The sequence below is a fragment of the Vibrio lentus genome (assembly GCF_002875945.1).
In the GTDB taxonomy this organism is placed as follows: domain Bacteria; phylum Pseudomonadota; class Gammaproteobacteria; order Enterobacterales; family Vibrionaceae; genus Vibrio; species Vibrio apostichopi.
In genome coordinates this window covers 1-24541 of the sequence record NZ_MCZK01000035.1, presented here as the reverse complement: position 1 = coordinate 24541, position 24541 = coordinate 1, and the positions used below count along the sequence as shown (strand labels likewise).

The 24541-nt window shown below is 40.1% G+C and carries 18 protein-coding genes and 1 riboswitch; of the genes, 15 read left to right on the top strand and 3 right to left on the bottom strand.

All coding sequences use genetic code 11. The features are described 5' to 3' along the window. Nucleotides 1-66 precede the first annotated feature (66 nt). The gene (trmA, locus tag BCT49_RS02875; RefSeq protein ID WP_102434063.1) at nucleotides 67-1176 is read right to left on the bottom strand and encodes a tRNA (uridine(54)-C5)-methyltransferase TrmA; all 1110 of its coding nucleotides are present in this window, start codon (nucleotides 1174-1176) and stop codon (nucleotides 67-69) included. A 155-nt stretch (nucleotides 1177-1331) separates the two neighbouring features. Further along, nucleotides 1332-1536, top strand: a riboswitch (cobalamin riboswitch). Nucleotides 1537-1576: 40 nt separating this feature from the next. Here trmA and BCT49_RS02870 point away from each other — a divergent pair. The 5 genes from BCT49_RS02870 (at nucleotide 1577) to BCT49_RS02845 (ending at nucleotide 9156) form a co-directional block, all read left to right on the top strand. Beyond that, nucleotides 1577-3397: a TonB-dependent receptor domain-containing protein gene (locus BCT49_RS02870; RefSeq protein WP_102434062.1), complete on the top strand. Its 1821-nt coding sequence runs from the start codon at nucleotides 1577-1579 to the stop codon at nucleotides 3395-3397. Between the two features lie 243 nt (nucleotides 3398-3640). Next, a complete protein-coding gene (locus BCT49_RS02860; protein WP_102434061.1) occupies nucleotides 3641-4903 on the top strand; it encodes a site-specific integrase in 1263 nt (420 codons plus the stop codon). Then, the gene (locus BCT49_RS02855; RefSeq protein ID WP_102434060.1) at nucleotides 4893-6533 is read left to right on the top strand and encodes a hypothetical protein; all 1641 of its coding nucleotides are present in this window, start codon (nucleotides 4893-4895) and stop codon (nucleotides 6531-6533) included. Before BCT49_RS02860 ends, BCT49_RS02855 begins: the two co-directional genes overlap by 11 nt. After that, nucleotides 6530-8740, top strand: a complete 2211-nt coding sequence (locus BCT49_RS02850) for a hypothetical protein (RefSeq protein ID WP_102434059.1) — start codon at nucleotides 6530-6532, stop codon at nucleotides 8738-8740. Before BCT49_RS02855 ends, BCT49_RS02850 begins: the two co-directional genes overlap by 4 nt. Then, entirely contained in the window at nucleotides 8737-9156 is a 420-nt protein-coding gene (locus BCT49_RS02845; RefSeq protein WP_102434058.1) for a hypothetical protein, read from the top strand. The genes BCT49_RS02850 and BCT49_RS02845 overlap by 4 nt, the downstream gene beginning before the upstream one ends. 58 nt (nucleotides 9157-9214) lie before the next feature. Here BCT49_RS02845 and BCT49_RS02840 read toward each other — a convergent pair whose 3' ends face one another. Beyond that, nucleotides 9215-9535, bottom strand: a complete 321-nt coding sequence (locus tag BCT49_RS02840; RefSeq protein ID WP_102361318.1) for a helix-turn-helix domain-containing protein — start codon at nucleotides 9533-9535, stop codon at nucleotides 9215-9217. Between the two features lie 103 nt (nucleotides 9536-9638). Here BCT49_RS02840 and BCT49_RS02835 point away from each other — a divergent pair, with 103 nt between their 5' ends. From BCT49_RS02835 to murI, 10 genes are all read left to right on the top strand, one after another. Further along, on the top strand, nucleotides 9639-10169 hold the full coding sequence (locus BCT49_RS02835) for a hypothetical protein (RefSeq protein ID WP_102434057.1): 531 nt from the start codon (nucleotides 9639-9641) through the stop codon (nucleotides 10167-10169). Continuing rightward, a complete protein-coding gene (locus BCT49_RS02830; protein WP_102434056.1) occupies nucleotides 10163-11545 on the top strand; it encodes a DEAD/DEAH box helicase in 1383 nt (460 codons plus the stop codon). Before BCT49_RS02835 ends, BCT49_RS02830 begins: the two co-directional genes overlap by 7 nt. An 82-nt stretch (nucleotides 11546-11627) precedes the next feature. Next, complete coding sequence (locus BCT49_RS02825; RefSeq protein WP_102434055.1) at nucleotides 11628-13733, top strand: type I restriction-modification system subunit M; 2106 nt, start codon at nucleotides 11628-11630, stop codon at nucleotides 13731-13733. Nucleotides 13734-13746: 13 nt separating this feature from the next. Beyond that, nucleotides 13747-15318: a type I restriction-modification system subunit M gene (locus tag BCT49_RS02820; RefSeq protein WP_102434054.1), complete on the top strand. Its 1572-nt coding sequence runs from the start codon at nucleotides 13747-13749 to the stop codon at nucleotides 15316-15318. After that, nucleotides 15315-16454: a restriction endonuclease subunit S gene (locus BCT49_RS02815; RefSeq protein WP_102434053.1), complete on the top strand. Its 1140-nt coding sequence runs from the start codon at nucleotides 15315-15317 to the stop codon at nucleotides 16452-16454. Before BCT49_RS02820 ends, BCT49_RS02815 begins: the two co-directional genes overlap by 4 nt. A gap of 67 nt (nucleotides 16455-16521) precedes the next feature. Beyond that, nucleotides 16522-19410: a type I restriction endonuclease subunit R gene (locus BCT49_RS02810; RefSeq protein ID WP_102434052.1), complete on the top strand. Its 2889-nt coding sequence runs from the start codon at nucleotides 16522-16524 to the stop codon at nucleotides 19408-19410. Between the two features lie 9 nt (nucleotides 19411-19419). Beyond that, nucleotides 19420-20346: a restriction endonuclease gene (locus BCT49_RS02805; RefSeq protein WP_102434051.1), complete on the top strand. Its 927-nt coding sequence runs from the start codon at nucleotides 19420-19422 to the stop codon at nucleotides 20344-20346. Between the two features lie 115 nt (nucleotides 20347-20461). Beyond that, entirely contained in the window at nucleotides 20462-21799 is a 1338-nt protein-coding gene (locus BCT49_RS02800; RefSeq protein ID WP_102434050.1) for a hypothetical protein, read from the top strand. A 322-nt stretch (nucleotides 21800-22121) separates the two neighbouring features. Then, nucleotides 22122-22799, top strand: a complete 678-nt coding sequence (locus BCT49_RS02795) for an ATPase (RefSeq protein ID WP_102434074.1) — start codon at nucleotides 22122-22124, stop codon at nucleotides 22797-22799. A 60-nt stretch (nucleotides 22800-22859) separates the two neighbouring features. Then, nucleotides 22860-23666: a glutamate racemase gene (murI, locus tag BCT49_RS02790; protein WP_054548336.1), complete on the top strand. Its 807-nt coding sequence runs from the start codon at nucleotides 22860-22862 to the stop codon at nucleotides 23664-23666. On the opposite strand, the gene BCT49_RS02785 is transcribed toward murI, so the two are convergent. Next, on the bottom strand, nucleotides 23629-24081 hold the full coding sequence (locus tag BCT49_RS02785; RefSeq protein ID WP_004736687.1) for an RNA recognition motif domain-containing protein: 453 nt from the start codon (nucleotides 24079-24081) through the stop codon (nucleotides 23629-23631). The two genes, murI and BCT49_RS02785, sit on opposite strands and share 38 nt — an antisense overlap. Between the last annotated feature and the right edge of the window lie 460 nt (nucleotides 24082-24541).

The window sequence follows — 24541 nt, the reverse complement described above, 5'->3', positions numbered from 1 at the left end:
AATCGTCCCCGTACCCAGAGCCGTACCCAGAGTGGTTTCTTGGATATTAAGTTTTGTAACTATCCCTTATTTAATGCGCTCTAAGAAGACTCCAGCCTCCATGTGGTGCGTATAAGGGAACTGGTCAAATAGAGCAAAACGAGTGATGTCGTGTGTTTCGCTTAGAATGTCTAGGTTCTCTTTCAATGTCTCAGGGTTACAAGAGATGTACATGATGCGCTCGTAGCCTTGCACCATCTTACAAGTATCAACATCCATGCCTGAACGTGGTGGATCAACAAAGATAGTGTTGCAGTTGTAGCTTTTCAGATCGATGTTTGCTTGTTGTAGGCGGCGGAATTCACGCTTACCTTCCATTGCTACGGTAAAATCTTCCGCAGACATACGAATGATCTGAACATTATCAATCTTGTTCGCCGCAATGTTGTATTGAGCAGACTCAACAGATGGCTTCGCTAGTTCAGTTGCTAGTACACGCTCAAAGTTTTGTGCCAGTGCTAATGAGAAGTTACCGTTACCACAGTAAAGTTCTAGCAAGTCACCTTTGCTGTCTTGGGTACAGTCGACAGCCCACTCAAGCATTTTCTCTGCTACTTTACCGTTTGGTTGAGTAAAGCTGTTCTCTACTTGTTGGTAGATGTAGCTGTCACCATTCACGTCTAGCTTTTCAATGACGTAGTCACGATCAAGGACGATTTTCATCTTACGCGCACGACCAATCAGGTTTAGGTTAAAACCTTCATCATTCAATTGCTGTTTCAGTGCTTTAGCATCTTGAATCCATTGCTCACCCAATTGACGGTGGTAAAGCAGTGATACCAAAATCTCACCACTCAACGTAGAAAGAAAATCTACTTGGAATAGCTTGTGGCGTAGTGAGTGGTTGTCTTTCATTGCATCTGTTAATAGAGGCATTAAGTCGTTGATAAGACGACTAGCCGCTGGGAACTGGTCTACACGGTATTTTTCTTTGGTCTCTTGATTGAACATGACGTAATACATATCGTCACCTTCATGCCACACGCGAAATTCAGCACGCATGCGGTAGTGTTGTTCTGGAGATTCATACACTTCCAACTCAGGCACATCGTATTGTGAGAACATCTCAGTAAGACGCTCAGTCTTTTCTGCTAGTTGTTCTTGGTAGCGTTGCGGGTTTACATCTAAATTCGCCATTGTTATGCCTTTTTGCTGTCGTGCTTTTAAATCAAGAGCGCAGATTTTATTCAATCACAGGCGCTTGTCCAGTGTTGAGAGCCATTCAATGTAAATCGAGCATGAAAACTATAGCTTATAACTATCTTAGACTAGACAAATGATTCATAGGTTAATACTATCTCCCGCAAGCTGGTGCCATTTGGATGTATAGATGGCTGAAGAGGGAATCTGGTGTGAATCCAGAACTGACGCGCAGCGGTAAAAGAGAACGAATATTCATAAGACACTGCAAATAGCTTTTTGTGGGAAGTCGAATATGAGGTAAACCATAAGGTTGTGCTCTTAAGTCCGAATACCTGCCAGTAGCTAAACTACACAATGTGGTTTGGTAGGAATTTACGCGATTTAGGATCACAACATGAACAAATCCCTTTTAGCGGTTGCTGTAGCATCGCTGCTTTCACCTATCTCCAATTTACACGCCCAAGAAGCATCTACTGACGAAACCATGGTGGTTACGGCTAACCGTTTTGAGCAGCCTTTAAGTGATGTTATTGCATCAACAACGGTTGTTTCTAAACAAGAAATCGAAGAAACCCAAGCTAAATCTCTAGTGGATGTATTGAAACGAGTACCTGGCGTTGAAGTTTCTCAAAGTGGCGGACGTGGACATAGCGCATCTGTTTTTATGCGCGGCTACAATAGTGATCAAGTATTGTTTCTAGTTGATGGTGTCCGTATTGACTCTGCTGCTGGCGGTATTAATTTTAATCATATCCCAGTAGGCATTATTGAGAGAGTTGAAGTGATTCGTGGTTCTGGCGGAGCTCTTTATGGTTCTGATGCTGTAGCGGGTGTAATTAATGTTATTACAGCCTCTGGTAGTTCAACTGAATCGACAATGATTTCCGTTGGAGCTGGTAGTGACGCTCAAAAGGAAGCTAACTTTTCAACGACCCGTAATTTGTCTAATGGCGGAACATTAAAGCTCGCTGGTGGTTTTGATGAGACTGAAGGTTACGATATCAAAGATCCTGCTACTGGACTTAATTATGGGTATGAAAGCCAAAATCTTTTTGTATCGTATTCTCAACCTATTAATGAGGCCTTTTCAGGTAGTGCTTCAGTTCGCTGGTTCGATAGTTTAACTGAGTACGATTCTGGTGGTAAGAACTATGGCTACTCTGAGAATCTGAGTGTTACAGCTGCTCTTGATTATAAAGGTGATAACTTAAGCTCGACTCTTAGGGCGAATCAACAAGCGATCGAGAACCTAGACTATTCACAAGCTCAGGGTAAAGATAATGCTGGTACTAAAAAGAAAATAGACCTAACGAACTTACAGTTCTTAAATCAGTATTACATCAACGAGAACGTTTCTGTTGGTGCTGGCGCAGATTGGCGTAGAGAAAAGCTTGATGATGATGCTTTGTCATATGGATCTCCTGATGCTTTAGCTGGTGAGTCTCGCGATACTACGGGTGTTTACGCTTCGTCTGAACTTAGATTCGGTGATATTCAAATCGTAGGTAGTGTGCGTAACGATAAACACGATACATACGACAATCATACGACTTGGTCTTTAGGTACTCGCTATTACCTAACGGAGAAACACTCGTTAAGAGCTGCAGCTGGTACATCATTTAAAGCTCCGAGCTATTCTGATCTGACAACAAACTCAGACCTAAAGCCTGAAGAAGCCGAAAATCGCGAAATTGGATACACCGGTGAATTCGATTTATTCAAGCTGGATGTGACTGCATACGATAATGAAGTCGATAACTTAATCATTTGGTATGAAGGTAGCCCATTTTGGTATCCTCAAAACGTAGATGCAAAACTTAAAGGTTTAGAAATTACAGGTAATTTTGACACGTGGTTTATCCATCACACAGTTGTTGCTGAGTTTAAAGATCATAAAGACTCTGCGGGCAACAAATTAGCGAAGCGTGCTGATGAAAACTATAAGTGGTTGATGGATGCTTCATATGAAGATTTTGATGTGAACCTGACTTATACATACACGGGTGATAGAGCGGGTAATCCAAAAGAAACAACCGATCCAGATAATATTTTGCCATCAGTGAGCTTGTGGGATGTTTCTGTAGGGTATTGGATTTCTCCTGAGTTGGTTGTTCGTGGTCGAGTTGATAACCTGACGAATGAAAAATACCAAACAACGCTAGGATATAATGCTCCTGAGCGTAGGTACTTTGCGAATCTAGCTTACCAATTCTAATTTACATCTAAACCGCCTCCGGGCGGTTTTTTCTTATTGGGTATATCAATGAAAAAGAAAGTCGTCATAAGTTGGTCGTCAGGTAATTAAGTGTAATCTTTAATCTGTAAATACATTATTTTCATTAAACTATTAAGTATCAATGCTTTAATCATTTAGTGATAGTTAATATCATTAACTGGTTTTTACTGACTAACTGTACTAGTAGTTAATGTGTATAAACTTTTTTTGTAAAGGCAGATTATGCAAGTAAAACTCCATATATATCAAATAGGGGGGAAAACCCGAGTATCCCTTGTTAATAGTAGTTACCTTCCAGATTACTCCCTTTGTAATCATCTGTATCAAAGTTACGGGAATGACGCTATCAACACTCAAATATCAGTCGCACATGATTTAAGGTTTTTCTTTGAGTGGTTAGATCATGAGGGTATTGATATTGAACAACGAATATCTACAGGTGAGATGCTGCAGGCAGAAGAAGTTAGACGCTTTACTCAAAGTACGAAGTTTACTTTCAAAGGCATAACTGATCATAAAGAAGTTGCTACTTTCCGGTTATCAAACAAGGCGATTAATAACCTTATTCATTCCACTAAGACGGTTTCGTCGATTGTAGTCCCTCCAACGACAAATAATCGTATTCGCCGGTCTCTTGCTTTTCTTGAGTATCTATACCTAGAGCACCACAGTACTGGACACGTACCAACTTATATCGAAAAACGCTTTTCTGATATGAAGTCGGTCATATTGCTTGGTATTCGACGTGATACGGAGCTTCGGACATTGAATGGTGATCCTGAAATATCTGTCATTCCAGATAAGGCTTTCTACAAACTATTAGATATCATTCAACCAAATCATCCCAATAATCCTTTTAAGCACTCTCAGTGGCGTAATGCGTTGATAGTTCTTCTCCTAGCTCAAGTCGGTGAGAGAAAGGGAGCAATTCTAAAGTTGAAAATATCAGATTGTGATTTCACAGGTACATGTACAAAAATTTATGTACGAAGAACACCTAATGATTTGACTGACCCAAGGAAAGATAAACCTAGTCAGAAGACTCGAGAACACACCGCATATGTAGATAAAGAAACGATGTTGGAGTTGAAAAGTTACATTGCAAACAAACGGAAAACATATATTGGCGCAGAACGTCACGAGTTTGTTTTTATCTCAGAAATGGCAACACAAGGAGAAAGTGGGGATCCGTTATCAATTTCGTCTGTGAATTATATTTTGAGAAGGTTGTCAGAGGTCATTGGTTTTCAAGTTACGCCTCATAAACTTAGACACAAATGGAATGAATTATTAGATGATATCAAAGATGGGGATGAGAGTGTTTCACCTGATTACCTTGAGAAAGTGCGTAAGTATCAAATGGGGTGGTCGGAAAACAGTCAGATGCCAGCGCTATACAACAGATATAAAATCATCAAAAAAGCACAAGAATATCAGCATCAATTGCAAGAAAAACTATTGTCGGTAATTAGCCATGACTCTTAATCATTCTCTCGCAATCAATCTAGAAGATTTAAAAAGGGAATATGCAAGGAAAGCTGAGTTTACATCCTACGAAAACGTGCCGTTCAATATGTTTGATAATTCTTGGGAACTAGCGATAGGTCGTCATACCTCATTGAGCTGGGTAGATCAGTTATTTCTTAACGTAGATGATAACTTAGCTATCAGATATTGCTTAGCTCAAGAAGCCACCTACGGAAAGATATCTACGGTGAGGGGGAAAATCGTAGCTATCAAGAAATTGAATGCAAGTAGCCTAAGAGTAGGGGATGTTGAGTCGGCTTTCTTCAATTTATCGTTAAGTTATAAGAAGCGAGTTAAGAAGATAATAGAAAGGCTAGCTGCTTTTGATAATAAGTATGAGCCACTATTAACGATCTTAAAAGATAAGTCTTTTGGTAATGATTCGCGTAAGGTTTTTGACCCTGACAAAGGTGCTCTTACTGATTACGAGTTTACAGATTTCGCTATAAAAATGAATGAGTATTCAAGTGCTATTTTTCATTCGGATTCACAAGTATCTGAACTCTCAGTATTTATTACGGCTCGATTTCAACAGCTCTATCAAAAGCGCTTAGCGCAAGTTGTTTTATTAAAAGTAGGTGATTTTGAACTTAGGGTCGATGACTTTATTGATGGTGAAGAACTGAGAGTCACTATGCCTTTGAGGATAAATGATGACGTTAGTGAGTCGGAAATTTCAGTTAGAGTACCGTCAGCAAAACAGCACGAAGATCTGTTTAGGCGTAGTTTTGAAATCAGTTCGATTAGGATTACTGGCCGATTTCTATTTGAGTTATCCAATTACCTTTCAAAATACCAAAAATTTATGAGAGAGCTCTTTGAGCGACAAGGATATTCTTTGTCTAAGGAGGAATTCAGTCAAGTATTTTCATGTTTGCCTTTAATTCCAACAACAGCAATGTATAGCACTGACTTTAAAGAATATATTTATGATAACCGCACCCTTATAGAATCGTTTTCAACAGATGGTAAGGGCTTTGTATATGTACCGGAAGCTTTAGAGGGTAGGGTTAGGCGGTTTTTTAAACTACTCAATGTAGGCAGTGATCGTGCTCCACAAGGTTCCTTTTCATTGGGCAATAATCGTCTGAGGCATACACGAGCAGTAAAAATGGTAGTAGATGGATTATCTCGAAATGAGATAGCGGTTTCACTAGGTAATACTCCTAAGGCAGCTTCAGTTTACATTGACATGGCGGATGAGATTCGAGCGAAAATTGATTCTCACTTATCTAATTATACTTTTTTAGCTGATGCATTTAGTGGAAACATTACGTCTTCGATAGATAACAATGAGATTGCAATTGAAAGTGAAAGTGGCCAGTTAGGTAAAAGCGCAGAGTTAAAGGTTTGTCTCACATGTGAAAAGGCTCCCCCCACTGGTTGTTATGGTTGCCCTTCTTTTCGTCCTCTTGTTGATGCAGACCACTTGTCTCAGCTTTTATCCGTACAAGCAAGATATGATGCTCAAATAGAACAAGGGGTTCCAGCTAAGGTGCTGTCGGCCTTATTCCATCGAATTTTAGCGATCAAGGCTACTATACAAGCATGCGAAGACGTTAAGGCTTCTATTGGGGATATATTATGATCAACCGTTTTGAAAGTAACATTCGAGACTTTATCTCTCAGAAGAAAGCTATCCCTCTGACGTTTATGAAGGATCGGCATGGAGCTATTGAGTGGGAGGGAAGATACTTTGTGTTCGAGAATCTCGCTGTTGTATTTGTTAATACCTTAAAAATAGGTGACCAACGAATTTCTCGAACAAGTAAATTTAGTGATGATGATTACTTGTCTGAATATTACTCGAATTATTTAAAGGCAGTCGCATTGCAGTTTGGGATGAGGGAAAGTCAGCCTAAATCGAACACTAATTGGATTGTTGCTTTTCGATTTATACTTTCATTCCTAGAGAATGAAAAATTATTAGTTTCTGATATAAGCACCAAGCTGGTTGGAGACTTTTTCAATCTTGAGAAAGTTTCCAAACTCTCAGATAAAGTCAAATCAATGATGAAAGGGTGTTTCGAGTGGATGATAAAGGAACAACATTGCACCCCAAGTCTTAGACTTCCTAATGTGAACTATAAGGAAAATATAGAAAATGCGGTTAGTCGTAGTAAAAGTCGATTGCCAGACAAAAAATCTGTATTGGCAGCGGGGCGGATCTTTAACGAGATAATACCGAACGAAAAAGGGGCGATTGATTGCTATACAGATATCAGAAGGCAGTTTGTTGCTGGAATGCTTTCTATCAGCTTTTCATCACCAAACCGAGCAGCCGCTGAGCAGCTGTATCTAGCTAATCAGGAGCTAAAATCAAAGCCTGTTAAAGGGGGAGATGGGGTAAAGACAACTGTATATATGTTGGATTGGCAAGGTTCAAAAGGATTTTCAAATTGGCAAAAACACATGTTTAATCAAATGGCTCCAATGTTGAGAAGAACGTTAAACTTCTTCAATAAAGCATGCGAGCCAGCAAGAATTTTGTGCCGATTCTTTGAAGCCCCCCAAGCGCCCTTGAAAGTAATCATAGGTAAATACAGTGTTAAGGGTAAACCTGTATGTTTAGAACGAGCAACGACTTTATGGGAACTTGGAGGAATACTTGGGTTTTATGAGAGGTTTGAGCAAGGAAATAGGTCGAAAATTCAAAATATTGAAGGTTTTCCTTATCATATGGATCCAAATCGGATATTGAACTTAGAAGAAAAGTTATCTTTTTTGCAAAGAAAGCTAGGTAAGTATCCAAGCTCTAATACTGCTATAGATAAGGCTCTTCCAGTTGAGTTGCGAGGCACTCAAACACTGCAGCAACTACAAGGTTCTTTTATTAGGTACGTTAAGAGGGTTGTTCCGCAGTTTCCTTACCGTCAGCATCTTAATGGTAATTCTGTGCATTTAGCTCAAGCTCTTTTTGTTTTTACGGGAGCTCAGGTTTATTCATCTTCAGGGAAATCTTTGTCGAATAGTGTCTTTATGATCGAGCCGTATAACCTGAGCTCAATGTATAATTACCTTTTGCATGAGTACTTTACGAAGTCCGGTTACGATGAAAGCTTCTCTATGACAGCCCATCAACCGCGTCATTTTATGAATACCATGTGCCAAGAGGTTGGGTTGTCTGATGAGATTATTGCGGAGTTTTCTGGGCGTAAAAATGTCACATCAAATGCAGTTTATAACCATCAAACAGAAGAAGAACGGCATGCTCAGATTGTTGACTTACATGGTGGGCCGTCATTTGAAGTTAACGTAATAACTGCTGCTGAGTATACTAATTTGGTTGGACGAGCTGCTGCAGATACTGGAGTCGGCCTTTGCCTTCAGAGCTTAACGGAGAGTCCGTGTACATTCTTTAATGATTTTGAGGAAAATTGTATCGGGTGTTCCAAGAGTGCCTATTGCAAGGGAGATCAATCTTCATTGATAAAAATGCAGAAGGATTTATTGATACAAGAGGCAAGGTTATCAGACTCGTCCTTGAATAAGAACTTGTCGATAAACCTAATCTCACAACGTTGGTTTAAGCTCCATTTTTCAAAAGTCGAGAGATATAAAGCTTTGATCGATTTGATGCAAAATGATGAGATACCAGATGGATCGTTAATCCGACCGTTAGGTTCTAGTCTAGGATTTTCTGTCATTGATTTGAAGAATAAAAATCGCGTATTAAGGGAGGTTACTTTAAGTAATCCATCTCGTAAATTACAAGAAATGATAGATTCATCTGTCGTTGTTCAGCCAACAAAAGAGACAGGGTTACAGCGCTTATTCGATGAGTTTGATTTATGAAAAAAAATATAAACGAAGCTTTAACTAACAAACAAATAAATGATATTTGTCGTGTCATTGCTTTGTGGGAGAGTAAATTGACATGGCAGAGATTAGTGGAAGTCATCAAGCGTGAGTGCGGCTTTTATATATCAAGACAATCTCTTTCAAGTTATATCAGCATAAAAAAAGAATATGATTTAAAAAAGAAAGAGCTAAGAGGCATCGTTACGACGCGTTCGGATTTGGTCGATAAAGATCAGGCAGCTCTGATTCATAAGGTGGAGCGCCTGGAAGCCCAAGTGAGACAGTTGACAAAGGAGCGAGATTTGCAATTGGAAACGCTTGAGCGAATTTTCTTAAATGCATCTGAAATGCCTAACGTTGGTCGGCAGGGCTTGAGACAGCTCTTGGAGCCTAGAGAAGAAAACACTTAGTTGCTCTAAAGCGAAAAGTGTTTTGGTATTTCTAACAGAATGGAAAGAGATTATAGATTCATTCTGCAACTGGTTTGGAGCTTTCCATTTTTTCAATTAGCTCTCTTTTTTCCTTATCACTCATTTCTGCAATCAAGCAAACAAGCTTCGCAGAACACTCGTCTTCGCAAAAAAAATAGCTTAAAGGTACACCCAGCTCGTTGGCCATTTTCTTTAATGTACTGATATCTGGCGTATGCTTTCCTTTCTCGTACTGATTCATTCGCGCACTAGCCGAACTTTCATCGATACCAATACGCACCCCCAATTCTTTTTGGGAGATCTTTGCTTTTTTGCGTACCTCTTTGAGCCGCATTGGAATAGGGTTGTCGATCGACATTTATGATTCATACTAATTGGCTCTATGTGACTAAGATTTTCTTAGTTTTACTGATTTCTGTATACTAAGCAATCCTTAGTATTTTGATTGGTATAACTGGTACATGAAACGTTCTATAAAAATCAGTGCAGTAATGCACAAGTTGTTGATTGAAAAAAGAATGGATGGTTTTTCTGTTATAGAGGCAAGGGACGTCTCATTAAATGGTGGGTGTGCTACACAGAACCTTGATGAAGCTCGGAAGAAGGTTTATCGCCAAATATGGCAATATCAACAAAGAGGTTGGCTTCGAAGCGAAGGTGAAGGAAGAAACAAAAGGTATTTTCAAACCGAGCAATTTCTGGAACTTGAAGTGCTTCCTCGAAGAAATTCTGAACGTGAAGTTTCGGTAATGCAATCTACATCGGATTACTCTGTGCTATTCCGAGAGAGCAACGAATACAAAGGTGAATTGGAGATCGTGCTTGGTGAAATAGATGAATACCATTCATTAAAATGTCGCTTCCCTGAACTTGAGAGCCGGCTAGTTCCACTGTTACAGCGAGCAAGAGAACGTTCAGCGCAGTTGCTTGGAAAGGTAAATGGATTGGAGAATGTCCTGAAAACTCTCTCAGAGGGCGACCAACCGTGTTAAGACAGTGGCAGGTAGAATGTTCTGAAAAAGCGTTACAGAAATTTAAGACAAATCAACAGCACTTTTTCTGCCAAGCAACTCCTGGCGCCGGTAAAACGGTGCTCGCTGCAACAGTTGCATCAAGGTTGCTTAACGAAGGTCTGGTTGATCTTGTATTGTGCTTTTCTCCATCTTTAACGGTTTCTGATGGAATCAAAAGAACCTTTTCTCAGATTCTGAATTGTACTTTTAATGGCGGATTAGGCTCGATTGGGCAGTCGTTAACATATCAATCTATTCAATTCCTTAATGATGATTTTTGGAAGACGTTACGTAACCATCGAGTATTTGTTGTATTCGATGAGATCCACCATTGCTCTGGGTCTGAACTTGAAAATGCGAACGTTTGGGGTCAGCAAGTACTTACGAAGGTTCAAGGGCTCGCTACCTACACACTTGCTATGTCTGGTACTCCATGGCGTTCAGACTCTTTACCAATAGTTATGTCTGAATATAGTGACCCTGAAGGTCAAATCCTCGTTGATTATCAATACACCTTACAGCAAGCAATTGTCGATAAGGTTTGCCGATCTCCAAAGTTGGTGTTGGTTGATAACGAACATCTTTCAGTGACCAGTGATGAGAAAGTTGAATCGTTTTCTTCAATCTTAGAAATGCTTAAGCAAACAAAAACTTCATACCAAAGTGTTATACACAACCAACAAGCGATGAAATACCTACTTGGGCTCGGTTGTAAAAAGCTCACAGAAATCCGCACCCAATCGCCAGGCGCAGGAGGTTTAGTTGTTGCCTCATCCGTTCAGCATGCGAAATCAATTCAGAAGATACTCGTTCAAAAGTACGATCAAACAGTCTCAATAGTTACTTACCGTCATGAAGAACCTTTAACTGAAATAGAACGTTATCGTCAAAGTGATGTTCAATGGATTGTCAGTGTAGGGATGATCAGCGAAGGAACTGATATCCCTCGGCTTCAAGTTTGTTGTCATATGAGCTCTGTTAAAACTGAGCTTTATTTTCGACAGGTCCTTGGACGCATCCTTAGAGTCAATGAGGCCGCAAACCAACAAGCGTGGCTATTTACTTTTGCAGAGCAAAGCCTCATAGAGTTTTCAGAGCGGATTGAACAAGATATTCCTGACTCTTGCATGTTTGCGAAAATAGAGAGCTTGATAGAGTTTGAGTCAGAATCTCAACGTACTTGCCTAACTGGTCATGGTCTCTTAGAAGAACGAGAAGAAGTGAACTCAAAGTTGGTTTGGAGTAGCGCTATCAGCACCGAACTTAACTCAACCGGATCTCTTAGTACGCTCGATGAACTTCGATTGGGAGCTTTTAAGCAGCGCGTCATCTCAGCCTTTCTAGCCGCTTCGTAGTTTAAAAATGATCTATGCACTCTAGTTCAAGGCTTATTTCAGTTACAATGCTGCTAACTAAACTATATGTAACTGAACTCTCATGGTTGAACCACGTCAGCAAGAATTAAATAAGCAGCTTTGGAATATAGTCAACACCCTTCGTGGCAGTATGTTAGCAGATGATTTTCTCGACTATCTCCGTGGTCTAATATTCTACAAATATCTATCAGATAAGCTAAATCGTTACGCTAATGAATTGCTTTTGGAAGATGGTATCCAATTCGCTCAAATTGATGAGATGAGTGAAGAGGGTCAAAAGTATTTAGAAGCAATTAAAGAAGAAGCTTTAAACACGCTAGGTTATTTCTTTAAGCCATCGGAGCTATTTCATGTACTTGCTAAAGCGGGAGCTAACGGTGAGTTCATTCTTGATGCTGTGCATGATGTTCTTTATGACATCGAACAAAATACCATGGGGGCAGGTTGTGCTGATAACTTCAAGGGCCTGTTCGAAGAGCTAGACTTCACCTCTAACAAGCTAGGCCAAACGGTAGATGATCGTAACAAACTGATTGCCCAAGTACTTGAGCGATTAGATGGTATCGATTTCCATTTGGACAACAATGAAGTTGATATTCTTGGGGATACCTATGAATACCTAATCGGTATGCTTGCCAGTAGTACGGGCAAAAAAACTGGTGAGTTCTATACACCACAAATGGTCTCTAAGTTACTGGCTAAATTAGTAACTCTTGGTAATCCAGACATAGAATCAGTATATGACCCAACTTGCGGTTCTGGCTCTTTGTTACTGCGTGTAGCGAAAGAAACAAACAACCCAAACTTAAAGTTTTATGGGCAAGAGCTGAACTCAAATACTTATAACTTAGCTCGCATGAACATGCTTATACATGGTATTCCGTGTAGCCGGTTCGATATCAAAAATGGCGATACTTTAGAATCACCATATCACCTCAATCAGCGATTTGATGCCGTAGTAGCTAATCCACCATTTAGCATACCTTGGTCGGCAAGAGAAAGTTTTCGGAACGACGCCAGATTTTCTGAGTCTGGGTTTCTTGCTCCCAAGAAGGCTGCTGATTTTGCTTTCATTCAACACATGATTTATCAGTTAAATGAGACTGGATCCATGGCAGTCGTTACGACTTTAGGCGCCTTACTTAGAGGAGGTTCTGAAGGTGAAATACGTAAGTATTTGGTTGATGAGGGGCTTCTAGATATGGTCATTGGTTTGCCTGAGAACTTACTGTCTTATACTTCTATCCCGACTTGTGTTTTGGTTTTTAGAAAAAATCGTAATGTTGATGCCCCTATTTTATTTATAGATGCTAGTCAGAAGGTCGATAAATCTAAGCAAATGCCGACATTATCTGAAGATGGTTTGAAGAGTATTATCGAATCAGCCGAGAATCGTCTTGAGGTAGAAAAATTTTCAACGTTGATAGCTCGAGAGGACATAGTTGCTCAAGACTATAACTTAAATATTCCCCATTATGTCGATGTGGTAAAGCGAGTTACCTTGGAAAGCTTTGAGCACTACCATTCTGAGGTGCAAAAACTGAATGCAGAATATACGGTATATCGCGGAATTAAGGATAGCGAATTCAAGCTTGAGCCGTCGATTATGCGGTTAGGTTATAGTGATGAAAATGAGTTGATTAAAGCTGAGAAAAGACTTTTCAAAGCATTTAAGCAGCAGGCGTTGCCTCACTTAGAATACACCCCGAAAAATGATTGGGAGTGGCTGGCTTTAGCACAACATCATGGTTTACCAACAAGGCTTCTAGATTGGTCGAAGAATCCACTGATAGCACTATATTTTGCTATTGAAGAAGAAACAAATTCAGATTCAGCAATCTATGTATTGATTGACCGAAAAGACCCTTTTGATATAGAAAAACATGTGTCACCTCTAGACCTTAAGCCGCACAATGATGTTCGGAGATATATTCCCGATAACCTCACTCCAAGAATAATCGCACAGAATGGCCTTTTTACCGCTCACACGAACCTTATGGCTGCCTATAAATCAAAACAGATGATAAAATTTATCATTCCAAATGCACTCAGAAGCGATTTAAAAAAACAACTATCTATCTACGGTATCAATAGATTTTCAATTTATCCTGGGCTAGATGGTTTAAGCAATCATCTCAAGTGGCTTGAATCTAAGAACTTACATTAATTACGGACTCCTCATGGTCGAACAACACCAACAAGAACTAAAGAAACAGCTTTGGAACATCGCGAACACCCTTCGTGGCAATATGTCTGCCGATGATTTCCGTGATTACATCCTTGGCCTAATCTTCTATAAATACCTATCAGATAAGCTAAACCGCTATGCTGATGAATTGCTGTCAGAAGATGGTATTCAGTTCGCTCAAATCGATGAAAAGAGCGAAGAAGGTCAAGAGTACTTAGAAGCGGTTCAAGAAGAAGCGTTAGATAAACTAGGTTACTTCTTCAAGCCGTCAGAGCTGTTTCATGTTGTTGCTGAAGCTGGTGCAAATGGTGAGTTCATTCTTGATGATGTGCGCGATGTTCTTAATGACATCGAACAAAGCACCATGGGCGCTGACAGTGCTGATGACTTTAACGGCCTGTTTGATGAGCTCGATCTAACATCAAACAAGCTAGGTAAAACGCCAGATGCTCGTAACAAACTAATTGCTAAAGTTCTTGAGCACTTAGATAACATCGATTTTCACTTAGAAAACAGTGAAATTGATATTCTTGGTGATGCTTACGAGTATCTCATTGGTATGTTCGCCAGTGGTGCCGGAAAAAAAGCTGGAGAATTTTATACACCACAAATGGTCTCTAAGCTGTTAGCTAAGCTTGTAACGCTTGATAACCCAAATCTAAAGTCTGTTTATGACCCAACGTGTGGTTCTGGCTCATTGCTGTTGCGTGTTGCCAAAGAAGCTAATAACCCCGATTTAAAGTTCTACGGGCAAGAGCAAAACCCAAGTACTTATAACCTAGCTCGTATGAACATGATCATGCACGATGTTCACTACAATCGTTTCGATATTCAAAATGACGATACCCTTGAAGCCCCTGCACATATTGAACAACGTTTTAGTGCGGTAGTAGCCAACCCCCCATTCTCTGCATCATGGTCTGCAAACCCTTTACACCTAAATAATGAGCGTTTCTCTGATTACGGCAAGTTAGCACCTAAATCTAGAGCTGATTTTGCCTTTATTCAGCATATGATTCATCAACTTGATGATGACGGCACAATGGCAGTGGTGTTACCTCACGGGGTGCTATTTCGTGGTACAGCAGAGGGGCATATTCGTCAGCACCTAATTAAAGAGAAAAACTATCTTGATATGGTGATTGGTTTGCCTGCAAATATCTTCTTTGGAGCTGCAATAGCCACAGTTGTTTTGGTATTAAAGAAGAATCGTAAATCAGATGATAACGTGTTGTTTATTGATGCTAGTAGTAACTTTGAAAAAGGCAATAACATCAATGTTATGCGTGAAGATGATTTGCAGAAAATCCTTGAGGTCGTAGTTAAACGCCAAGCTGTTGATAAGTTCGCCTTTGCTGCAACGTCTGCTGATTTAAAAGAGAATGATTACAACCTCAATATTCCACGTTATGTGGATACTTTTGAGGAAGAGAGTGCGGTTAATTTAGCCGAGGTTTCAAAGCTTTTAGTAGTGAATGATGAAGCGATGCTTGATACGGATAAAATCATTGCAGGTTTCTGTGCTGACTTAGGTATTAAAGCGCCGTTTGAGGTGAAAGGATGATCGATACATTACCATCGTTGAGGTTCAAAGAGTTCAATGATAAGTGGACTAAATGTAACTTAAAAGATGTGTTTATTCTGCACTATGGAAAAGATCATAAGCTTTTACCTGATGGTAGGTATCCTGCTTTAGGTTCTGGGGGGGTTATGAGATACGTAAATTCGTATCTATATGATAAGCCGAGCGTATTGATAGGGCGAAAAGGAACTATCGACAAACCACGATTCTTATCAGAGCCTTTTTGGACTGTTGATACTCTTTTTTACACAGAGATTAAAAGTAATTGTATCCCTTACTTTGTCTACTCATTAGCTCAAAAAATAAAGTGGAAGAAATATAATGAGGCTACTGGTGTACCAAGTCTAAATACAACTGGTATTTATAGTATTCCAACTGTAATTCCTGAGTTAGCAGAACAACAAAAAATCGCTGACACCTTTGCCTGTGTAGACTCTAAAATCAGCCAATTAATTGAAAAGCAGCGCCTACTCAAAGAGTACAAAAAAGGCGTGATGCAGCAGGTTTTCAGTCAACAGATCCGATTTAAAGATGGCGATGGTAATGCATTTCCTGAGTGGAAAGAGTATGCATTAAAAGAAATCTTACTCTTACAGTCAGACTCATTAAATATGGGTGATGAAGAAACCTATGAGCTTATAACTGTTAAGCGTGGTTTTGGTGGTGTGACAAGTCGTGGTTACTTCAAAGGCAAAGATGTTCTGGTGAAGAATCAATTTACTATTCACGAAAGTGAGTTCGTAATTTCGAAACGACAAATTGTACATGGCGCGTGTGGACTAGTCCCTTCAGAACTAGAAGGGGCAATTGTTTCAAATGAATACAATGTATTCCGTCCAATTAAAGAGCTCTTAGACATAGACTATTTCAATCGCTTTGCTACCACACCTCTTATGCGAAGAGCATTCTTCATTAATAGTGATGGTGTCCATATTGAAAAGTTGCTTTTCAAAACACAGAGTTGGTTGAAAACCAAAGTTCACCTTCCCTGTTTGGGTGAACAACAGAAAATATCTCAGTTCCTCCTATCTATCGATAGTAAAATTGAAGGTGTTGCCACGCAACTCGAACAAACTATGCAGTTCAAAAAAGGCTTACTACAACAGATGTTTGTGTAACTTCTATATGCATAGCCCTATCAGTTAGGGCTTTACATAAAGGCACTCAAGGAAAGTAAATCGTCACATGGCTTATCAATCAGAACAACAATTAGAAGATAACTTAATTGCTCAGCTTGGCACTCAAGGGTTTGAGGTTATTGCGCTTAAAGACAATACTGGGCTTGAAGCGAACCTAAAAACTCAACTTGAGAAAGTGAATGAATGTACGCTTTCAGATATAGAGTTTCGTCAGGTACTGGGTAAGCTAGAGAAAGGCAATATCTTCACCAAGGCGAAAACATTACGCGACCAGCTAGATGTTACTTTGGATGATGGTGATAGCCGGCACCTTACGTTGTTGTTTGATGATGCCAGTAAAAACAAGTTTCAGGTTGCCCAGCAAATTACAGTGAAGGGTATCTATACCAACCGTTATGACGTGACGGTATTGGTGAATGGTTTTCCTCTTATTCAAATTGAGCTTAAACGCCGTGGTATTGAGTTAAAAGAGGCGTTTAATCAAGTTAAGCGCTACCAAAAGCACTCGTATCACGCTAACCATGGGCTGTTCAATTACATTCAACTGTTCGTGATTTCTAATGGTGTAAATACCCAATATTTCTCCAATAATAGCGAGATGTCAGCTAAGCAGACTTTTGACTGGACGGATTTTGATAACAAGAGAATTAGCCAGCTTCCGAGCTTTGCTAGTGCTTTCCTAACAACGTCGCACTTAACTGCGATGCTGACTAAGTACATTGTTTTGAACGAGACAGGTAAGTTCTTGATGGTGCTGCGCCCGTATCAGTTCTATGCGGTGGAAGAGATCATTAAGCAAGTCAAAACTTCCGACTTGAATGGCTACATATGGCATACCACGGGTTCTGGTAAAACGCTGACGTCTTTTAAAGCTGCGCAGATTATGACTTCATTAAGTGAAGTCGATAAAGTCGTTTTTGTTGTTGACCGTAAAGATCTGGATTATCAAACAGCGTTAGAATTTAATGCTTTTGCCAAAGGTTGTGTAGATAGTACAGACAATACCAATATGCTGTTTCATCAGTTAATCGATAAGCCAATTAAAGGTAAAAAGATTAACGAGAACCGTAACAGCAAACTTGTCGTTACGACACTGCAAAAGCTCAATAACGTGGTGACTAAAAAGCGCTACTTAAATGAGATGGAAGCGCTACAAGATAAACGTATTGTTTTTATCTTCGATGAGTGTCACCGCAGTCAGTTTGGTGAGACGCACCAGAACATCACCGAGTTCTTCAAAGGGGCTCAGCTGTTTGGTTTTACGGGCACGCCAATCTTTGCTGAAAACGCAGTCGCTAAGAAATCCATAAAGAAAACCACTAAAGACCTTTTTGGCGAATGCTTACACCCCTATGTGATTGTTGATGCGATTCGTGACAATAACGTTCTGAAGTTTGCCATCGAGTATGTGGGGCGTTATCAGTACAAAGATGGCTCTAACAATAACCTTGATATTGAAGTAGAAGATATCGACACTAAAGAGCTTCTAAGCTCTCCAGCGCGTCTCGATAAGATTACCGACTACATTATTGCTCATCACCGAAGAAAGACGCACAGCCGCGATTACAATGCGATGTTCTGTGTATCTGGTGTGCCTGAGTTGGTCCAGTACTATGAACTGCTTATTAAGAAGAAAGCGGAAGGTAAACACAACCTTAAAGTTGCGACCATCTTTAGCTATGAAGCCAATGAAGAGGAAGAGTACGAGCTAGGCAACGGTGACGAAGCAGAGATTCAAGAAGCTGCAGCAAAGTATTTGAATGACGGTGACGCAGTAAAACTGCACAGTCGAGATAAGCTTGAGTCTTTCATAGGCGACTACAACAAGATGTTCGGCACAAGCTATACAACCAAAGATAGCGAGTCTTTCTATAACTACTACAAGAACATCTCTAAACGAGTGAAAGCCAAAGAGATCGATATTCTTCTTGTCGTAAACATGTTCTTGACGGGTTTTGACGCGCCAAAGCTTAATACGTTATATGTCGATAAGAACCTAAAGAATCACGGACTCATTCAAGCATTCTCGCGAACTAACCGCTTGTTAGATGAAACTAAATCTCACGGTAATGTGGTCTGTTTCCGCAACCTGAAGAAAGCAGCAGATGATGCATTTACGTTGTTCTCTAACAAGCAGCCGAATGAATCTATTGTTATACCGCCATTTGAAGACCTGTTAGCAGACTTTGATAAAGCTTATGAAGCGTTAATGGCAATCACACCAACAGTTGATTCAGTTGATAGCCTTCCTGATGAAGAGGCTCAAGCTCTGTTTGTTAGGCAGTTCCGCGAGTTGATGCGTCTTAAAAATATGTTGGGTAATTTCGCTGATTTCGATATGGCCTCGACTGCAATGAGCGATCAAGAGTTTCAGGACTTCACCAGCAAATATGCCGACTTAAATCGCCAGTTACGTGAGAACTCAACCAAAGAGAAAGTATCAATACTTGATGACGTCGATTTTGAACTTGAGCTAATGCACCGAGATGAAGTCAATGTTGGTTACATTCTTCACTTACTGCGTGAGCTACATGAAGAAGAGAGCACTGACGAGAAAGAGCGTAAGCGCCAGGTTATCGCGAACTTGATTGCTTCTGACCCTACGTTACTCAGTAAGAAAGCTCTAATCGAGAAGTTCATGAATGACCATCTTGATGGAATTCCTGCTCACGCTGATGTTGAAGAAGAGTTTGAATTCTTCTGGGAAAAAGAGAAACGTGAAGCTTTAGAAAGCATGGCAACTGAAGAAAACCTAGATACAGACAAGCTAGAGATCTTGGTTAACCGTTATGAGCTTAGCGAAGAGATGCCACTACGTGATGACTTTGCAGGAACACTGCAAACCAAGCCTACGATACTGCAACGTAAGAAGATTGTTGGCCGGTTGACTGAGAAGTTCAAAGGGTTTGTTGATACGTTTATTGGTGGGTTTTAAAGGATTATTATGAGTTTACCTAAATTTAATGAAATCATGCCATTTGCTCTGTCATATTTTGATGAGCATGGTGCTCAAAAGTGGCGTGTTATTGAAGTCCCTTTAGCTAATGCTATGAATGTGTCAGAAGAAGAAGTTCAGATCGAATATGAATCTGGTAATGGTAAGATTTTTTTAGACCGAATTAGTTGGGCACTAAGTGGGTTAACCACAGGAGGCTTACTAGAGAGACCATCTCGAGGTGTATATCAAATCACTGACGTTGGACGTTCTTTTTTAGGTAAAGCCCACGATATCTACCCGTATGTGAAAGATAAGGTAGCTCAGCGTAGGCTTGAAAGAAATAGTGAAAGTGCGAGCGTTTCTTCTGAACAGATAGAAGACGCAGCAGGAAAAACACCGGCAGAAGCGTTAGAAAATGCTTATCAAGAGATACTATCTGAAAGATATGATCAGGTCTTAGATACCATCCTTTCCAAAACACCGCGAGAATTTGAGCATTTAGTTGCTAAATTACTGAGTAAAATGGGTTATGGGGGGCAGCTTGAAAACGCGGCTACTGTAACTCAGGGAAGTCACGACGGCGGGATCGACGGAGTTATCAGAGAAGATGTTCTAGGTTTTGGACGTATCTACATTCAAGCGAAAAGGTACGCTAGAGATAATTCGATCAGTCGAGAAGAGATCCAGAAATTTGTAGGTGCACTTGCTGTTGCGCAGTCAAACAAGGGTGTGTTTATCACGACTTCTCGTTTTACTGAGCACGCTAGCCGTTATGCTCAAGAGTTGAATGGCAGTACCAATCTTGTATTGATTGATGGTATCCAGTTGGCTAAATATATTTACGAGTACAGCGTAGGCATGCAAACGGCTCGAATAGTTGAAATCAAAGAGCTTGATTCTGACTTTTGGGATGATATGGATAATGATAGTTAAGTAACGATGTTCTGTTAGAAGATTTAACCGCTATTTCAGTACCTTTCTCTCACTTGAGGAAGCTAGGCCCTAGATCAAGCACTCCTCACAAACAATCTAAATTTAGGAAAGTCCAATGTATATAACTAAAGCAATTAGTATTAATGACGGTTGGGGTGTGTTGTGTTCAAATCAAGCAGCATTTGACTCTGTTGAAAGCGTTGTTAGTTCAATTAAGTTTGAAGCGCTTGAGAGGTTGGAAAAGGCGAAGGCGGTTCCTCAGGGAAAAATTCGTCAAATGACTTTGGCCAAATTTATTAGAAAGTCATCACTTGCGAGTGCGAAAAGAGCTGTCTCTACAAAAAGAAAGCGTGAACGTTTATTTAATAATGAAGTGTCTTTTGATGGAGCTTTATCTTTTGATTTAGCTTGTATAAACGCTATAGATAAATGGGCATTAGTAGAAACAGAGAGAGCTCAAATGGCGAAACATTGTGACGTGTCAGTACTAGTAATTTTCGATCACGTTCCTGATTGGCTTCATTCGCCTCAACATAATGATTTAGATCGCAATGGCGGTCAGTTTGAAAAGTCTCTCCAGCATATAAAGCAAAATTTAATTCCCCTTTATCACGATAGACCACTTGTGGTTTTAGGTATTTCAGAAAATTCTAGTTCGACTGAATTAATTGAATTGGATAACCCATTAGTTGGAGCATCGATTGAGCGATCTTTGGAGTTTTCTCCTGAACATTACCAAGCAGGAGTCGGCATCCTCTCTTACTTTAGTGAAATCTTGCAGCAAAAATATCCTGATGTAGAGGCAAAAGTTAAAATAGAGCAAGATGGCCACAAGGTTAGGATGACAGTAGATGCGCCTGATGGTAGCCAGGAAGTTGTGGAAGAAGCTCTGAATAATTACACGCTCGTACTCGCAAAAGAAATACCACCTGAATCTCTCTTAGAAGACAAACTTCAGATCCATAAACTTAAAATGAAGCTAGATATAGCGGAGATGGAAGTACGTAATACTCGAGACTTTATGATGATTGCGGATTCAACTTACAAAGAAAGAGTAGGTAGCCTCGAACAAGAGATAGAGTTCATGCGAAATAGTATAAAGGATCAGATGCAGCTTACACATAAAGCTCATAACCTTATTGGGATGCAGTGTGAAAGAGAGAAAGCTGTGTCACTGGCACACATAGAAAATCAAAAGATAACTTTAAAATCTTTAGCTGAATCGAACTGTCAAAATGTAATATTGTATCAAGCGCTTAGTAAGTTGAACAATATGGTTAACACGGAGTCTGTTGACCAAGTTGAGGCAAAGGAGGCGCTGACTGTGATTCAACGAGAATCTCCAAGTACGTTTGATAAGCTGCAAGGCGCATTGGAAGGTACTATGTATGGTGTTAGTGGCAATATTCTGTTTCAGATATTCCAGCAGGTTGCGTCACTTGCAGTAGCTTAAGTTAGTATGTTTATTCACTAGGTCTTTCTAATAGCATGTGTACCTCCACCACTTCGCAAGTTGCGATGCGCAGGTTGCGATTCGCAGGTTGCGATGTGGAAGTTGAGTAAACTAGATTGTTAATTTCTTCGGGTGATTTTTGAGTTCTATTTGTGTTTTTTCTGGTTGTTACTATTCAAAGAATAGGAGTTACATCCTTAGAAAGTGTTAAAGCAAGAGATGATGACTGCCAAGTATTATAACTAATACAACCTAGTGTTGACACATACACTTGATTTTGTAAGGGCGGATGTTTTTTAAAAGTCTTCTGCTCAAAGAGTTCATGGTTGCCTTTGTTGTTAATAATAGAATAAAGCTTGCACATAATGGTAAAGACTCGACATTAACGCTAGAGCGTCTACTTGAAAGCTCCGAATATGAAGTTGTCGCTCTCTATACGACATATGTTGGAGATGAGGTTCCTTTCCAAGTGACTCCGATTGATGTTGTTGCCATGCAGGCGCAATTAATAGGTTTGCCATTAATCACGATTGAGCTTCCAGAAGTGTTTCCTAGTAATGAGATTTATCAAAGTACTATTGTCTCGGCGCTTAAAGGTTCTGGCTTATCAATCGACGCAGTCGCGTTTGGAGATATGTTCTGTAATGGCATTGCCGATTATCGAAGAAGCTATATAGAACCAGCGGGTTGGGAGTGTGTGTTTCCCCTAATGGGAGAGAGCAGTCAGGCACTTGCGAGTGAAATAATAGACAGAGGAATCGAAACCTTTCTCGTCACGGTCGATAGCGATGCATTAGACATGAGCTATTGCGGGAAGGAATACACACTTGAGCTAATAGGCAGCTTACCGAGTCATGTCGATCCATGTGGCGAAGATGGCGAGTTCCATACCTTAGTGACATCAGCGCCATGCTTTAAAGGTAAGCTCAAGATAGAGCTAGAAAATGTAGAGCAAGGTGAGCGCTTTGTTCATCAACGTTATCAAGCTTGCATTATATAGAGTGAGGATTGGCGAAAACTAAGCGAAGGAGTATCATTGCAGCGGAACTTATTATAGGTAATTGTTGTGTCGGATAGTCTGCAAAAAAATATATTGGTCTTTGATTCTGGAGTGGGTGGCCTATCTGTATATAAGGAGATAAGCCAGTTACTACCGAATCATAACTATACTTATGTATTCGATAACGAGGCTTACCCATACGGTGAACTCGATCAACAAGTCCTTGTGCGCAGAGTCCAAAGCATCGTCGCCAGCTTTGTGGCAAGTCACGCTATTGATATCGTAGTAATAGCCTGTAATACCGCAAGTACGATTGTCTTACCTACACTCCGTGCTAATAATCTAATCCCAATTGTTGGCGTTGTTCCGGCAATCAAGCCGGCATCCCTACTTGCCAATAAAGCAGTGGGTCTGATTGCTACTCCTGCAACGATTACTCGTGAATACACACACGAGCTCATCAAAAACTTCTCAAGTAATAAAAGAGTCGAACTTTTAGGCTCCACTCGGCTGGTGGATATGGCCGAAGATAAACTCAGGGGGGAGACTATTGACCTTGAAGAGCTGCAACTCATCCTTCAACCGATGATCAATACAATTGATGTAGCCGTTTTAGGATGCACACATTTCCCGCTGATAAAATCAGAGATTCAACAAGTCCTAGGTAAGAGTGTTTTATTGGTTGATTCTGGTAAAGCGATTGCGAAGCGAGTTCAAGATTTATTGGATTTGGAGAGTAGTGATAAAGAAGGGGGAGTGCGTGAGGTTTTTTGTAGTGCACTTCCTAAGAAAGAAAGTGCACTAAATAGCATGTTGAAGCAGTTAGGATTTAGCTCAGTTCAGCTTCGTCCGTTTCTGGATGTTTAGGATCATTTGCAACTCGCACTTTTAAAGTTCGTTGCATGTAATCTTTATCGTTAAGTTCTGAAATAGCATGATTCACATCATTGCTAGCCATTACGACAAATCCAAAGCCTCTTCTTTTCCCAGTACGTTTGTCTTTCATTAAGCGTACTGCAAATACTTCACCATACTCTGAGAATAATTCACGTACGTGTGATTCATTCGCTTTGTATGGAAGGTTACCTACATAAAGTGTTTTTGTTGATGCCTTAGGTTCTGAATCTGATTTTGAGTCGGTGCTTGAAAAGTTAACAACAAAAGCGGAAGCCAAGACACCAAGGATAAAGGTAATTGCAGGCGATATATCTACCTGAGAGAAAACAATGCCACCTAGAACAGCTAGTGCGACAATTAACAACATCGATTTTTTTGAGTTCATATCGGAATACTACATATTAATAAACGAAATAGACTCATCTACTCTTAACAAAATAGATACATGAATCTTACGTTCATGGTTTCCATTTTGCCAATGTATTGCTGTGATACGTCTCAAATGTTTAGTTTTTATTCGAAAAATGCGGATCTGGTGGCTTTTTAGGCGAACAAAATTTTTATTCAAAAAAGCCCTTGTGCTCTATGTCGATCTCTCTATAATGCCGCCTCACCGACACGGAGTGAGATGAAAGTCACACAGCGAAATCGGTAGAGAAAAAGGAGTTGAAAATAACCCTTGACTCTCTAAGTGGTGCAGGTATAGTACGCACCCCTAGCGACTGAGATGTAAATCACAAAACGCTAGCGCTCTTTAACAATTTAAACCTATCAATCTGTGTGGGCACTCGTTGATGAATATCAAAACGTTATTACTTAGGTAGTAACAGTTACTTCGGTAACAA

Bases quoted from the DNA above. Each gene is read 5' to 3' on its own strand.
- BCT49_RS02800 (WP_102434050.1), top strand. From the start codon at position 20,462: ATGTATATAACTAAAGCAATTAGTATTAATGACGGTTGGGGTGTGTTG.
- BCT49_RS02785 (WP_004736687.1), bottom strand. From the start codon at position 24,081: ATGAACTCAAAAAAATCGATGTTGTTAATTGTCGCACTAGCTGTTCTA.
- trmA (WP_102434063.1), bottom strand. From the start codon at position 1,176: ATGGCGAATTTAGATGTAAACCCGCAACGCTACCAAGAACAACTAGCA.
- BCT49_RS02855 (WP_102434060.1), top strand. From the start codon at position 4,893: ATGACTCTTAATCATTCTCTCGCAATCAATCTAGAAGATTTAAAAAGG.
- BCT49_RS02810 (WP_102434052.1), top strand. From the start codon at position 16,522: ATGGCTTATCAATCAGAACAACAATTAGAAGATAACTTAATTGCTCAG.
- BCT49_RS02840 (WP_102361318.1), bottom strand. From the start codon at position 9,535: ATGTCGATCGACAACCCTATTCCAATGCGGCTCAAAGAGGTACGCAAA.
- BCT49_RS02815 (WP_102434053.1), top strand. From the start codon at position 15,315: ATGATCGATACATTACCATCGTTGAGGTTCAAAGAGTTCAATGATAAG.
- BCT49_RS02850 (WP_102434059.1), top strand. From the start codon at position 6,530: ATGATCAACCGTTTTGAAAGTAACATTCGAGACTTTATCTCTCAGAAG.
- BCT49_RS02835 (WP_102434057.1), top strand. From the start codon at position 9,639: ATGAAACGTTCTATAAAAATCAGTGCAGTAATGCACAAGTTGTTGATT.
- BCT49_RS02805 (WP_102434051.1), top strand. From the start codon at position 19,420: ATGAGTTTACCTAAATTTAATGAAATCATGCCATTTGCTCTGTCATAT.
- BCT49_RS02870 (WP_102434062.1), top strand. From the start codon at position 1,577: ATGAACAAATCCCTTTTAGCGGTTGCTGTAGCATCGCTGCTTTCACCT.
- BCT49_RS02825 (WP_102434055.1), top strand. From the start codon at position 11,628: ATGGTTGAACCACGTCAGCAAGAATTAAATAAGCAGCTTTGGAATATA.
- BCT49_RS02845 (WP_102434058.1), top strand. From the start codon at position 8,737: ATGAAAAAAAATATAAACGAAGCTTTAACTAACAAACAAATAAATGAT.
- BCT49_RS02795 (WP_102434074.1), top strand. From the start codon at position 22,122: ATGGTTGCCTTTGTTGTTAATAATAGAATAAAGCTTGCACATAATGGT.
- BCT49_RS02820 (WP_102434054.1), top strand. From the start codon at position 13,747: ATGGTCGAACAACACCAACAAGAACTAAAGAAACAGCTTTGGAACATC.
- BCT49_RS02860 (WP_102434061.1), top strand. From the start codon at position 3,641: ATGCAAGTAAAACTCCATATATATCAAATAGGGGGGAAAACCCGAGTA.